This is a genomic window from Kitasatospora sp. NPDC002965 (assembly GCF_040611255.1).
GTDB lineage: Bacteria > Actinomycetota > Actinomycetes > Streptomycetales > Streptomycetaceae > Kitasatospora.
Window position 1 is genome coordinate 1 of the sequence record NZ_JBEXNT010000194.1, and the last position, 12,937, is coordinate 12,937.

Here is a 12,937-nt window from a genome sequence, read left to right on the forward strand (position 1 = left end):
GCGCAGCTGCGCGGACGGCCGGGCCGTCCGGTTCGGCGGGTCAGCCCGCCGGGACGGCGACGGCCTCGGCCGCCCCGGCCAGGGCCTCGGCCTCGCCGACGACCAGGTTCTCGATGCCGAGGAGGAAGCGGGCCATGGCGGGGCGCGGGAGGACGGCCGGATCGGCGGTCATGGCGAGCTGGAGGGCGTCGCCGGTCTGCAGGGCGTCCAGCGCGTAGCTGAGGCCGGGCCGCGGGTCGAACTCGGTCGGCCAGGTCAGGGTGGTCCGTTCGCGAGCCCGGTCGAGCGGTTCGGAGGACGGCACGGGGGCGGTCGCCAGGGTGGCCGGCAGGAGGTCGCGGGTGTCGTTGAAGATGCACGACCGGTCGGCCAGCGGGACGCCCTCCGCCGTCAGGCGGTCGATCTCGCCGTCCAGCAGGCGCCGCTCGTAGTAGGCGTGGCGGTACGCGGCGATCGCGGCGGCCTGGGTGCGCCGGACCGTCTCGCCGAAGTCGCCGACGGCGTTCGGCAGATGGAACATGCCGTCGCTCGCGATCACGCTCACCGCGTCGGTCAGGCCCGGCAGGAAGCGGTTGCTGACGATGACCTGGATCACGACGTCCGGTGATCCCGAGAGCTCGGCGGTCATCGTGCAGGCCGCCGCCAGCAGCACGGAGGAGGAACTCGCCCGGTGGGCGGTGGCGACCAGGTCGACCGCGCGGAGCAGGGCCGGCGAGTCGAGCAGTGCGTTCGGGAACGGCGCGGACTCCGCGGTGGTGGGCGGGAAGAGGCGGGGCGGGCCGAGCCGCAGCTTGCGCAGGACGTGCGCGCGGGCGTTGGCGTCGCGGCGTCTTCCCCGCTCCGACCGCTGGAACTCCGCCTCCTCCAGCGGCTGCTGGGGCGACCGCTCGGCCCGGACGGACTCGGGGGTGGCGCCCAGGGCCAGCTCGGTGAGGTCCTGGATCACCCGGCCCATTCCGCTGCCGTCCACCGCGGTGTGGGAGAGGACCAGGGTGATGTGCCGGACCAGCCCGTCGGCGATCACCAGACCGACCCGGAGCGGCCAGTCGGTGGCACTGTCGAACGGGTCGGCGGCCAGCCGGCGGTGGAGTGCGCTGCCGGCGGTGGCGAGTTCGGCGGGGTCGTCGTCGCAGTGCCGGGTGTGCACGGTCAGCAGGCCGTCCGGGTCGACGGTCTGGCGCAGCCCGGTCCCGCTCTCGTCCGGGTGCAGACGGGTGTGCAGGGAGTCGTGCAGGTGGAGCAGGTCGCGCAGGGCGTCCAGGGTGGTCTGCACGGGGACGCCGGGGTCCACGGGTGAGGCCGTGGTGATGTTGTAGCGCGGACGGTCGGCGGGGGTCAGGCGGTTGACGACGTCCCAGATGGCCTGCTGGCCCCAGGTGGCCGGGCCGCTGCCGGATCTTCCGTTCGAGAAGCTGATGTCCAAGGTTCGACTCGTAGTCACCGTGGGGGTTCTCCGATGTGTGGTCCGAGGATCAGTGGTGCTGCGGAGGGTGCGGTGGGAGCCGTAGGGAGAGTCTGGCGCACCACCGGGAGATCGTCGAGAGTCCACCGGTGGGGTGGGGGTGGTTCAGGGGGGTGGCCGGTGCGGGCGAGCGGTGGAACCCGGGGCCGGGAGGGTGGCGTGGCCGCCGCATGCGGAACCGCGAGATCCAGCCATGTGAAGGTCGGATCAGGTAATCATCTTCGGACGCAAGGCGAACGGCCGGTGAGTCTCCGGAACCCATGGAAACATCTGACATGTGAAGCGTGAAATTGCACTGCTTCGCACCTCGGCCCACCCCGTGCCCTTGTGAAGGAGAGATCTCAGATGAAACGATTCACCGCGATCCTTGCCAGTGCCGCCGCCCTGTCCGCGCTCGGCGCCGTGAGCGCCACCGAGGCCACCGCGCAGGTCTCCACCGCCACGACGGCGACCAAGACCTGTGTCTACGGTTTCGAAGGCATCCTGCGGACCCAGCTCTGTGCCACCGTCGACGGGGACCAGGTCTGGCTGTCCGGCTACGCCACCCCGGTCGCCATCAGCTGGACCCCGCAGACGGTCTCGTTCGACCTCACGGCCGGGGTCGTCGGCGGCGCCTCGCTGGGGACCGACACCCCGAACGTCGTCATCCCCGTCGGCGGCCGGCCGGTCGGCTACGTGGCCGGGACCGCCCCCTGCGGATCGACCGTCACCGGGACGTTCTCCGTCACCAAGTGGGGCTGGCCGCCGTCGACCGCCACCGTCTCGGTGCCCGTCCCCTGCTGATCCCCGCCGGGTCCACGGACTCGCCGGTCGGCCGTCCCTCACGGGGCGGCCGGCCTGCGGGCGCGTGAACCCGGCCTCCGGAACGGGTCGCCGGCCGAGCCGGGCCCGTGACGGCCCGCGCGCCGGTCAGGACCGTTCGGCGGTGACGACGTGGTAGTCGAGCAGGCCGTCCCGCCACGTCGTCAGGAAGTTGCGGGTCCAGTGGCCGGACGGGACCGTCCCCTCCAGGTAGCGGTCCAGCCCCGGCCAGACGTCCTCGCCGATGGATCCGGTGGCGATGCGGGTGAACCCGGCGTCGGCGAGGTCGGCCGTGAAGGCGTCGAGCGGGTGGGCGACGTCCAGACCGTCCGCGAAGCTCCCGAGCAGGATGCTCAGCCGCTCGGCCGCCTCCGGACCCTCGGCGCTGAAGAACGTGGTGACCACCAGTCGGCCGCCGGGCCGCAGGACCCGGGCCGTCTCCCGCGCGAAGCCGGTCAGCTCGCGGAAGTGCTGCGCCGCCTCGACCGAGTACACGCCGTCCAGGGAGCCGTCCGCGAAGGGGAGGTCGTCCGCCGAGCCGAGGGTGTAGCCGAGCCGGTCAGGGAACGTCGCCAGGGCGCGGGCGTTGACGGCGCGGGCGCGTTCGACCTGGTCGGGGTGGATGTCGACGCCCGTCACCCGGGCGAAGCGGAACTCCCGCAGCGCGAGCGCGGCGCCGAGCCCGCGCCCGCAGCCGACCTCGGCCAGCCGCAGGGACTCGGCCGGCGCGGGGAAGGCGCGCAGCACCCGGCGGTACAGGTTCTCCTGACTGAGGACGCGGTCCTCCTGGGTGGGCGCGGTGGTGTCGATGCCGCGCCAGTCCCCGAAGTTGATGAAACCGCCCGCGAAGCTCGCGGCTCGGGAAAGGTCGTCAGGGCCGTAGGTCTGGCGTACGGACGCGGGGATGCGGTCGTTGCTCATGGGGGCTCGGTCTCCGTGTGAGGGCTGAGTGGTGTCGTGAAGGTGCGTGGGTCCGCGCCCGCTCGCGGGCGCGCGCCGCAGTACGTACCCAAACGTGCCGGTGACGGAACTACCCGAAGGGGGTGGTTTCGCGGATAACAAGCAGGTCAATCGGGTTGTGAGTGATACGTGAGGATGAGCATGCTTAACGGCATGACTTCGGCTACGTCACCTCTCCGCCAGACCGCCGCGCCCGTCGCGGACACCGCCGACTACGAGCACGACTGGGCGCTCGTCGACGTCGAGACCTCCGGGCTGAGGCCCGGGCAGCACCGGGTGCTGTCGGTCGCGGTGGTGACGGTCGACGCCCAGGGCCGGCAGACCGGGGAGTTCTCGACGCTGCTCGACCCCGGGGTGGACCCGGGACCGGTCGACATCCACGGTCTGACGGCCGAGCGGCTGCGCGGGGCGCCGACCTTCGAACGGGTCGCCGGCCGGATCGCGGAGCTGTTGGAGGGACGGGTCATGGTCGCGCACAACGCCCAGTTCGACTACGACTTCCTCAGCCACGAGTTCGCGCTGGCCCGGTCCTGGCTGCCGGTCTCCCGGCGGCTCTGCACGCTCGCGCTGAACCGCCGGATCGAGACCCCCACGGACGATCTGAGGCTCGGCACGCTCGCCGCGCACTACGGCGTCGTCCAGCGGCGGGCCCACGACGCCCTGGACGACACCCGGGTGCTGGCCGGGATCCTGCGGGGGTCGCTGGTGGAGGCGGCCCGGCTGGGGCTCCCGCTGCCGCTGGTCGCCTGCCCGCCCCGGCGCACCTCGGAGTTCCGCCCGCGGATACCGAAGACGCCGTGCGGCTACCGCAACCCGGGACGCTGGGCGTCGGGCGGGCCGCTGGTGCAGGGCATGAAGGTCGCCGTCACCGGCGAGACCGTGACGGCGCGGGAGGAACTGGTGGCACGGGCGGTGGCCGCCGGACTCAACGTCATGACCTCGGTGAGCCGCCACACCAGCGTGCTGGTCGCCAACGCGGGGCCGGACGGCGCGGCTTCGGCGAAGGCCCGGCGGGCTGCGGCGGAGGGCGTGCCGCTGGTCGACGAGGCGGCGTTCCTGGCACTGCTGGCGGAGGTGCGGCCGGGGCAGTCGCACGACGCGGCCGACGGCGGCGGACCGGCGGCGCCGGTCGTGCCGGGGCCCGCGGCGGCGGAGTCGCCGGTGCGGGACTCGCCGGTCGCGGCCGGCGCGGCCGGTGCGGTGACGGACCCCGCGGCGCGGCCCGTCCCGGTTGCCGTCCCGGACGCCGTCCCGGACACGACCCCGGTCGTCGCCCAGGTCCCGCCGGCGACGGTGGCCGGGCCCGGCGGGCGGGCGCCGGCGCGGCGCGGCGGGGCGCGGGAGCGGCGGGCGTTGACCGGGCGGCGGATCCTGGTGCTGGGCGGCCGGCACCAGGAGTCGGCCGAGGCCCGGACGGCGCTGGTCGACCTGGGCGCCGCGGCCGCGGTGAACCTCTCGGCCAACGTCACCGACGTCCTGGCGCTCACCGGCGCCCACGCCGACCGGCGGATGCGGCGGATCGAGTGGCTGGGGCTGCCGGTCCGCGAACCGGCCTGGATCGAGGAGGTCCGGAGCGCGCCGCCGGGGGGCCTCCTGGCGGGCGGGTCGCCGGACGGCGCCGCGCCGGACGAGGACGGCGAGGTGGTGCTGCCGCGCGGCGGCGTGATCGACCTGCCGCTCGCCGCGGACGGCACGCGCTGGACCGTCCACGCGTCCTGGGCCCAGCAGAGCACCTGCGAGGTCGACGTGGTCGCCTTCGCCCTCGACGAGGAGGAGCAGGTCGCCTCCGACGAGGACTTCGTCTTCTACGGGGCGCCGGAGAGCCCGGACGGGACGGTCCGGCTCGCGTTCGACGGCCCGCAGGAGCAGGGCGTGACCGTCGACGTGGGCCCGCTCGCGTCCTCGGTGCGCCGGATCGTCATCGCGGCGGCGATCGACGGCGCGGCCACCTTCGGCGACGTCGGGGCGGTCGAGATCGCGCTCGCGGGCGGGACGCGGGCCCGCCCGATCGTGCGGGCCACCCTGGACGCGGCGACCACCGAGCGGACGCTCCTGCTCGGCGAGGTCTACCGGCGGGGCGGGGCCTGGCGGTTCCGGGTCGTCGGGCAGGGCTTCGACCACGGACTGGAGGAGCTCGCGCGGAGCTTCGGCGTCGACGTCGCGGGCTGAGAGGCTGTGCGGGGGCCGTTCGGCACCGGACGGAGACGGGCAGGGCGGGCGACGCCGGGGACCGGGCCGCGCCGATCGGCACCGTCCGACTTTCGACGATCGAGGAGGACCTGTGAGCGGGACGGGCACGGACGACGGGCGGGTGGCGCCGCCGCTGACCGGGGGAGAGCGGGAGACGCTGCGCGCGTACCTGGACTTCCACCGCGGCACGCTGGCGATGAAGTGCGCCGGGCTGACGGACGAGCAGCTGCGGTCGCGGTCGAGCCCGCCGTCGACGCTGACGCTGCTCGGGCTGGTGCGGCACCTGGCGGAGGTGGAGCGGACCTGGTTCCGGCGGGTGATCGACGGGGAGGACGTTCCGCTGCGCTGGTCGACGGAGTGGGACTTCCAGGCCGCGTACGACGCGGCCGGGGCCGACCGCGCCGAGGCGTTCGCGGCCTGGGAGTCGGAGGTGGCGCACTCCCGGCGGATCGAGCGGGAGGCCGCCTCGCTGGACGTCACGGGCTACCAGGTGCGCTGGGACAAGGAGGTCTCGCTGCGGTTCGTGATGCTGCACCTGATCCACGAGTACGCCCGGCACAACGGGCACGCCGACTTCCTGCGCGAGGCGATCGACGGGCAGGTCGGCGCGTAGCACCGCAGGCCCGGCCGCCGGGTTCAGAACGGCCGGCGGTCGGCCGGTGCGGTCGGGGGAGCGGGGTCGTCGGGCCGGACGGGCGTCGGGGGCGGGGCGGGCTCGGCGAGGGGGCGGAACCTGGGCGGCTCGACCAGGTGCTGCCACTCCTGGTCGGGGCGGCCCGGGACGGTCCGTCCGGCATCCAGCCAGAGGCGCGCGAGTCGGGCGAAGATCGGGGCGTCGAACAGAAACGTTCCGTCGTTGGACCGGGGTGAGGGCAGGTAGTCGTAGCTCATGACCGGATAACGAGCGGGGCGGGCCGCCGCAACCCGTCGGCGGGGGAAATGAACGCCGCGCGGGGCGGCAGCCGTACTCGTCCACGTGACAGTGATGACCACGGGCCGCAGTGCTGGCAAGCTGGCCGCCATGGCGGAAGCGGCGGGTGAGACGGGGATCCGGGAGCTCCTGGCGAGGTGGCTCGCGGCGGAGGACCCGGCCGACAGGGGGGAGCGCGCGGGGAACGACGACGCGCTCCCCGGCGACGACGGCGACCTCGCCGCCGGTGGGTGGGCGGTGCCCCCGGCCACCGGGGCGGAGGTGGTCGAGGCCGCCTGGCGGCTGGCCGTGGCGGGGCTGGAGGACGAACCGCGGACGAGGGCCCCGGACGGACTGTGGATGGTCGCCGAGGCCCTGGTGGTGGACGAGCACCCCTCGGCGTCCGGGTGGACGCCGCTGGAGCGGGCCGAGGCGGTGGAGTGGGTCGCGCTCCTGCTGCACCGCTTCGGCGAGGACGGCGTGACGATGCTGACGGCGGATCTGGTCCGGGGCCGGGTGGACGGTGACGGCCCGGGTCCGGCCCCGCGCCCGGCCGGCGGCCCGGCCCCGGGCACCGGCAGGTCCTCAGACAGGCTCTAGCGCGGCCAACCGCACCTCCAGCTCGTGCACCACCGTGGTGTCGCCGAGCCGCCCGTACAGCCGGCGCGCCGAGTGCAGGGTGCGGACGGCCTCCGGGGCGCGGCCGCCCGCCAGCAGGAAGTCCGCGTAGTGGCGTTCGGCCACCGCGTGCAGGTGGACGGTGCCCGCGACCCGGCAGCGTTCCAGGGTCTGCTGCCAGACCTCCTCCGCCGCCGTGCGGCGGTCGAGGAGTTGGAGGGCGTGCGCCTCGTTGATCATCGCCGACAGGTGGAACACGGCCAGCGGGTGGTCGGCGAGCAGCGCGCGGGCGTCCCGGGCCCGGTGCAGCGCCCGCCCGGGTTCGCCGGCGAGGCCGTACAGCCCGGCGGTGTTGCTCAGCGCGTACGGCGCGTGCTCGGCCAGGCCGTGCCGCTCGGCCAGTGCGATCGCCTGCTCGCCCAGGCGTACGGCCTCCGCCGGTCGCCCGTCGGCCGCGGTGGCCGTGGCCAGGACGGTGAGGGCTTGCACCCGGACCGTGTCGCCGGACCCGACGGTGCGGTCGACCGCGCGGCGGGCCAGCCGGTGGGCCTCCGCGGTGCGGCCGCTGCCGCCGAGCGCCCGGGCCGTGACCGCCTCCATGGAGGCGACGGCGGCCGGGTCGCCGGTGCGGGCGGCGGCGGCGAGCCCGACCCGGAGGCAGGTCAGCCGGTCCGTGCGGCGGCCGGCGCCGTAGTAGAGGCAGTCGGCGCGGTAGGCCAGCTGCCAGGAGCGGCGGTGGTCGCCGCGTTCGGAGGCCGCGGTGACCAGGCCGCGGACGGTGGGTTCCGCGGCCTGGAACCAGTCGAGCGTGGCGGGCACGGTGGGCAGGTGCGGCCACCCGGCGGGGTCGGCGCCGAACGGCGGGGCGACGGCGGGCGCGGGGCGGTGGGCGGCGTGGGCGGGACCGGGCTGGAGCAGCGCGGAGCTGCGGGCCACCACCGCGAGGTAGTGGTCGGTCAGGGCCGCGGTCGCGGCGGCGCGCTCGGACGCGGGCCGCTCGTCGAGGAGTTCGGCCCCGTACAGCCGGACCAGGTCGTGGCGGCCGTAGCGGCCGGGGGCGGTCTCGGTGAGCAGGTGGTGCGCGGCGAGCGCGCCGAGCGCGAGGCGGGCCTCGGCGGCGCCGGTGCGGAGCAGGGCGGCGGCGGCGTGGGCGTCCGTCTCGGGCCCCGGGTGGACGGCGAGCAGGGCCAGCAGACGTGCGGCGGGCGCGGGAAGGTGGCGCAGCGTCAGATCGAGCGCGGTCCGGACGCTGGCCGTGCCCCGGGTGTCCAGGGCGCGCAGCCGGGTGCTCTCGTCGGCGAGTTCGGGCACCAGGTCGGCGATCGCCCAGCCGGGCCGGGCGGCCAGCCGGGCACCGGCGATCCGCAGGGCGAGCGGCAGCCGGTCGCAGAGCTCGGCCAGCCGGCCGGCGGCCTCCGGCTCGGCGGCCACCCGGGCGGGTCCGATCAGGCGCTCCAGCAGGCGCCGCGCGTCCTCGGCGGGCAGGGCGCCGAGGCGCAGCAGGGCGGCGCCCTCGGTCACCACGAGGTCCTCCAGCGAGCTGCGGCTGGTGACGACCGTCGCGCACGCCGGGCCGGTCGGGAGCAGCTCGGTGACGTCCTGCGCGTCGCGGACGTTGTCCAGGACGACCAGCAGCCGGCGGCCGTGCGTCAGCGACCGGTAGAGCGCGGCGCGGGCGGCCGGATCCTCCGGCAGCGAGCCCTCGGGGACGCCCAGCGCGCGCAGGAACCGGCCGAGGACGGCGGTCGGTTCGGCGCGCGGGCCCGGACCGAAGCCGTTCAGGTCGGCGAAGAGCCGCCCGTCCGGGAAGGCGGCGGTCGCGTCGTGCGCCCACTGCACCGCGGTGGCCGTCTTGCCGGTGCCGGCCGGGCCCACCAGGACGGCGAGGCCGCCGCCGGGGCGTTCGCCCCCGCACTCGGCCTCCAGCCAGCGGCGTTCGGTCGACCGGCCGGCGAAACCCGATATCCGGCGCGGGAGTTGGTCCGGGCCGGGGCCGGGGCCGGGGTTGGCGGTGCGGCCGGGGCCGGCGGTGGGGCGGAGCGGGGCCGGCGGCCGGACGGCGGGCGTGCGGGCCGGGAACGGGACCGCGGCCGGCTGCCGCGCGGACGGGACCGCGCAGGCGGAGAGGCCGGCCGACCCGGCCGCCCGGGGGCGGACGCGGCCGGTCGTGCCGGTTGTTCCGGCGGCGCCGGCCGTGCGTTCGGGACGACCGGTGACGCGCACGGCGGCCGAGGGCGGGCGCCTCCCCGGCTCGTCGGCGAGGATGTCGGCCACCGCCGACCGCAGCGCGCGCCCGGGGCCGACGCCGAGCTCCGCGGCCAGCCGGCGGCGCGTGCGGTGGTAGACGGTCAGCGCGTCGCAGGGCCGCCCGGCCTGACGGAGGCAGAGCACCAGCAGGGCGGCCAGCGGCTCGTTCCACGGGTCGGCTTCGAGCGCGCGGTCGAGTTCCGGTGCGGCGTCGGGGCCGAGGCCGAGCCGGAGCAGCCGTTCGCTCCAGGCCTCCAGGGCCCGGGTCCGCACCTGGCGGAGGCGGTCGGCGAGCACGTCGCGCAGGTCCGTCTCGGGCAGGTCGGCCAGGGTCGCGGGGCCGTGCCAGAGGTCCAGGGCCCGGCGGAGCAGTCCGGCGGCGGACTCGTCGCCGTCCGGGACGGCCACTTCGGTGGCCCGCGCGACCAGCCGCTCGAACAGCAGGGCGTCCACGGATTCGGCCGGGCCGTCCAGCCGGTAGCCGGGGGCGCGGGTCGACAGGACGAGCTTCGAGCCGGCGAGCAGCTTGCGCAGCGCGGCGATGTGGCCCTGGAGCGCGGCCCGGGCCCGGGCGGGCGGTTCGTCGCCCCAGAGCAGTTCGAAGAACCGCTCGACCGGGACGGTGCGGCCGAGTTCGAGCGCGAGCAGGGCCAGCGCGGCGCGCCGTTTGGCGCCGGCGGGCTCGACGGCGCGGCCGTCCGCAGCCTGCAGTTCCACCGGACCCAGCAGTCGAACGAACAACGGATCCTCCCAGGTGAGAGCGGTCGGCGGAGATCTCCGTCCCTGTGCGGGGCGCAGTCTAGCCACGCCCGGGGAACGGTTCCGGCCCGTGGCCGTTCGGCCACGGAGCGCCTGGGGACCGCCCTTTCGGGGGATTGACGGGAGCCGGTCAGCTGGACGTCGGGCGGGCGTCGGCGGTTGTTCTCCTGAAGTTCATTGACGATCCATCAGGGAAACGCGGTCGCGGACGCGGCGCGATCGGGACGGGCGGAACGGCGGCGCCCTGCGTGGACGGCGGTCGTGGCGATCCCGGGCCGTCCGTCCGGAGGGTGCGGGGCGGCTCGCGGAGCCGGTCGGGCCGGGGACCGTCCGGCGGGGTGGGGGAGGCGCCGGACGGCGGGGGCGCACGCGGGGCGCTTGCCCGTCGAGGGCGGTGCGCGGGTCCGATCGGCCGGCAGTTGTGCGCGATGGGGAGGCGCGGATTGCCTGAAGGGGAAGCCGGGCCGGTGGCCGCCGGGATCGGCCGTGCAGGTCCGGGCAGGTCCGTGCAGGTCCGGGCACGCGCCACGGGGGAGCGCAGGGCGGTCGGCCCAAGGGGTGGGGCCCGGGGCGGGCCGGTGGAGGTGGTGCGGGTGGGGCAGGGCTGCTCGTGTTGAGCTCAACGGCCCGCATGCGGTCCCGGGTTCACCGGCGGCCGGACGGGCGGACGGCCCGCGCGGGTCCGCGCCCCGGCGCCGCCGTCCGCGGGCGGGGCGGAGCCGGGTGCCGCCGCGGGCGGTTCGCGCGCGGGGACCAGGGCCGGCCGGTGAACCCCGGCCGGAAGGCGCACCGTCGAGCAGGGTGCGGGGCCGGGACGGTCCCGCGATCTCCGACCCCTGGGAGGGCGACCATGCTGCGAATGAACGGGCCGCTGCGGATCACGGTGCTCGACAAGGACGCCGCCTTCGAGCAGCGCGCGGTGGTGCGCACCCCGTACGGCACCTCCGTGCTGGAGGGCCGGACCGGCGCCTCCCTCGACGTGCGGGCCGAGGAGTGGGAGCTGGAGCTGGAGCACTGTGTGCCCGGCGTCGGCTGGCGGCCCAACGTCCGGGTGCTGCCCGGTCCGTGGCAGACCTCGCGGAGCGGCCTGCGGAGCAGGATCCTGCGCAGCAAGGACTGCGACTGGCCGAACGGCGACCCGGCCGAGCGGAACTTCGTCCTGCGGCTGTCCTCGACGGTGGCCGAGCTCCGGCGTGACGCGTCGTCCGCCGCCGAGGAGGTGGGCCCGGCCACCTCGGAGGGCCTGCGGACCAGCTCCGGTCCGGGCCTCGGCGCGGGCGGGCGATCGTCCGACTCCGGGGGCGCCGTCGTCGGTGGCTCCTGGGGCGGGTACCCGGCCGGGTCGGCGGAGCGGCCCGTGGTGCCCGCCGTTCCGGCGGAGTCCGGCGCCGTGACGGCGCAGCGCCGGGCGGTGGGCGCCGGCGAGCCGGTTCGTCCGGCAGGTGAGGCCGTCCGGGGCGTGGCCCCCCGGGGCGTGGCGCCCACGCCCGCGATGCCGTTGGCGGAGGGCGTGCTGGTGCCTGCTCTGCGGGTCGGCTCGCCGGCCGGTGGCGTGTTGGGGACGGCCGTGGCCGTCGAGGCGTTGCGGCTCCCGGCCGGCCGGGGGGTGCCCGCGGAGCGCTGCACTCCGGTGGGCCGGGCGGAGCCCGGCGAGGCCGTCCGACCGGCGGTGTCGGGCGGACCGGCGACCTCGGGCGGACCGGCCGGCCTCGGCGTCCCGGCGGAGACCGCCGCGCGGGCCGGGGACCGGCGGGCGGCCGTCGCGGACGACGGGCCGGGGGAGGCGCGGACGGCGCCGTCCTGGCCCCGGTGACGTCATCGGCCGGCGGTGCCTCCGGAGCGGCGTGACTCCGGAGGCACCACCGGCCGGCGGGCCGCCGCTACCCGTCGATGTGGAAGGACTGCCCGTACACCTTCCAGCGCAGCGGGGTGTGGAGGTCGAGGTTGCCCGCCTCCAGGAAGACGCGCTGGGCGGTGTCGACGCGGCTGGTGTCGGAGTGGGCGGCCTCGGTGCGCATGGCGGCGGCGCGGGCGTCGAGGAAGGCGGCGAGGTAGGTCTTCTCGTCACCGCCCTGGGCCGGGGGCTTGGCCTTGCGCAGCGCGGCGGCCCGGATCCCGCCGAAGCTGTCGGAGCTGTTGCCCGGCCCGTGCATGACGATGGCGTCGTAGTAGGCGAGTTGGCCGAGGGCGTGCAGGCCGTCGGACTTGGCCTGGGCGACGGCCGGGTCGAAGTAGACGCGGTCGCGTTCGTCCTCCTGGGCCTTGCGGAAGGTCGGGTCCTGGACGGCCCGCTTCCAGTCGGCGGTGAAGTCCGGGTCGAGCCCGGCGTGGGAGCCGGACCCGTCGAGCTTCTCCAGGGCGGGGAGGTACTTGGCGAGCACGTTGTCGGGCTTCAGCGTGCGGTAGTGGCGGACGAGTTCGAGCATGTCGCCGGTTCCGGAGCAGAAGCCGACGATGCCGGCGGTGTAGCCCCGGCCGTCCTTGATGTCCTCGATGTAGCCGAACTGGGCCTTCCAGTCGAGCGACGAGTTCTCCGCGCTGGAGACGATCTGCTGGGCGAGGTCCTTGAGGGACGGGTCGGTGAGGTCGCCGGTGGCGGGACCGGAGGGGCGGCCGGTCGGCTTGGTGGTGGGGCTGCCGGTGGGGTCGCCGCCGGGCTTGGCGGCGGGCTGGGTGGTGCGGTGGGGCCGGCCCCTGCCGTCGGCCGGCGGGACGGTCGCGGCGGACGGGGACGCGGCGGAGGGGGACGCGCTGGGTGGGGTCGTCGGTGCGGGTGCGGCGGCGGCCGGGAGCGCGGGGAGCACCGCGGCCAGGAGGAGAGCGGTCAGGGCGGGCGGCACTGCGGCTCGGGTGGGCCGGGTCGGCATCGGGGCTCCGGGGTCGGCGGGGCGGGCGTCGGCTGGTCGGGCGTTGTGTCGGCGGGTCGGGTCTCGGCTGGTCGGCGCGCGCCTGGGTACGAGCCAGTCCGCCGTCTCGCACGCCGTGCGCAC

Annotated in this window: 9 protein-coding genes and 1 pseudogene; 5 read left to right on the forward strand and 5 right to left on the reverse strand. The window is 76.4% G+C overall.

Features of this window, described 5'->3' with window-relative positions; genetic code table 11:
• Positions 1-40 precede the first annotated feature (40 nt).
• Positions 41-1,423 (reverse strand): condensation domain-containing protein, encoded by a 1,383-nt coding sequence (locus tag ABZY91_RS39210; protein WP_355408686.1) that lies wholly within the window; start codon positions 1,421-1,423, stop codon positions 41-43.
• 384 nt (positions 1,424-1,807) lie between these two features.
• On the opposite strand from ABZY91_RS39210, the gene ABZY91_RS39215 reads away from it, so the two are divergent.
• Positions 1,808-2,245, forward strand: a complete 438-nt coding sequence (locus ABZY91_RS39215) for a hypothetical protein (RefSeq protein WP_355408688.1) — start codon at positions 1,808-1,810, stop codon at positions 2,243-2,245.
• Between the two features lie 126 nt (positions 2,246-2,371).
• On the opposite strand, the gene ABZY91_RS39220 is transcribed toward ABZY91_RS39215, so the two are convergent.
• Positions 2,372-3,184 carry a class I SAM-dependent methyltransferase gene (locus tag ABZY91_RS39220; RefSeq protein ID WP_355408690.1) on the reverse strand — a complete coding sequence of 271 codons (813 nt, stop codon included), beginning with the start codon at positions 3,182-3,184 and terminating at the stop codon, positions 2,372-2,374.
• 192 nt (positions 3,185-3,376) lie between these two features.
• On the opposite strand from ABZY91_RS39220, the gene ABZY91_RS39225 reads away from it, so the two are divergent.
• The gene (locus ABZY91_RS39225; RefSeq protein ID WP_355408692.1) at positions 3,377-5,392 is read left to right on the forward strand and encodes a DEDDh family exonuclease; all 2,016 of its coding nucleotides are present in this window, start codon (positions 3,377-3,379) and stop codon (positions 5,390-5,392) included.
• Positions 5,393-5,504: 112 nt separating this feature from the next.
• Positions 5,505-6,026 carry a DinB family protein gene (locus ABZY91_RS39230; RefSeq protein WP_355408694.1) on the forward strand — a complete coding sequence of 174 codons (522 nt, stop codon included), beginning with the start codon at positions 5,505-5,507 and terminating at the stop codon, positions 6,024-6,026.
• A 23-nt stretch (positions 6,027-6,049) separates the two neighbouring features.
• Here ABZY91_RS39230 and ABZY91_RS39235 read toward each other — a convergent pair whose 3' ends face one another.
• Complete coding sequence (locus tag ABZY91_RS39235) at positions 6,050-6,304, reverse strand: hypothetical protein (RefSeq protein ID WP_355408696.1); 255 nt, start codon at positions 6,302-6,304, stop codon at positions 6,050-6,052.
• An 85-nt stretch (positions 6,305-6,389) separates the two neighbouring features.
• On the opposite strand from ABZY91_RS39235, the gene ABZY91_RS39240 reads away from it, so the two are divergent.
• Entirely contained in the window at positions 6,390-6,923 is a 534-nt protein-coding gene (locus ABZY91_RS39240; RefSeq protein ID WP_355408698.1) for a hypothetical protein, read from the forward strand.
• Here ABZY91_RS39240 and ABZY91_RS39245 read toward each other — a convergent pair.
• The gene (locus ABZY91_RS39245; RefSeq protein ID WP_355408700.1) at positions 6,909-9,929 is read right to left on the reverse strand and encodes a transcriptional regulator; all 3,021 of its coding nucleotides are present in this window, start codon (positions 9,927-9,929) and stop codon (positions 6,909-6,911) included. The two genes, ABZY91_RS39240 and ABZY91_RS39245, sit on opposite strands and share 15 nt — an antisense overlap.
• Positions 9,930-10,797: 868 nt before the next feature.
• On the opposite strand from ABZY91_RS39245, the gene ABZY91_RS39250 reads away from it, so the two are divergent.
• Complete coding sequence (locus ABZY91_RS39250; protein ID WP_355408702.1) at positions 10,798-11,760, forward strand: hypothetical protein; 963 nt, start codon at positions 10,798-10,800, stop codon at positions 11,758-11,760.
• A 67-nt stretch (positions 11,761-11,827) separates the two neighbouring features.
• On the opposite strand, the pseudogene ABZY91_RS39255 reads toward ABZY91_RS39250, so the two are convergent.
• Positions 11,828-12,526, reverse strand: a pseudogene (locus tag ABZY91_RS39255) (chitosanase); the annotation flags it as partial.
• Between the last annotated feature and the right edge of the window lie 411 nt (positions 12,527-12,937).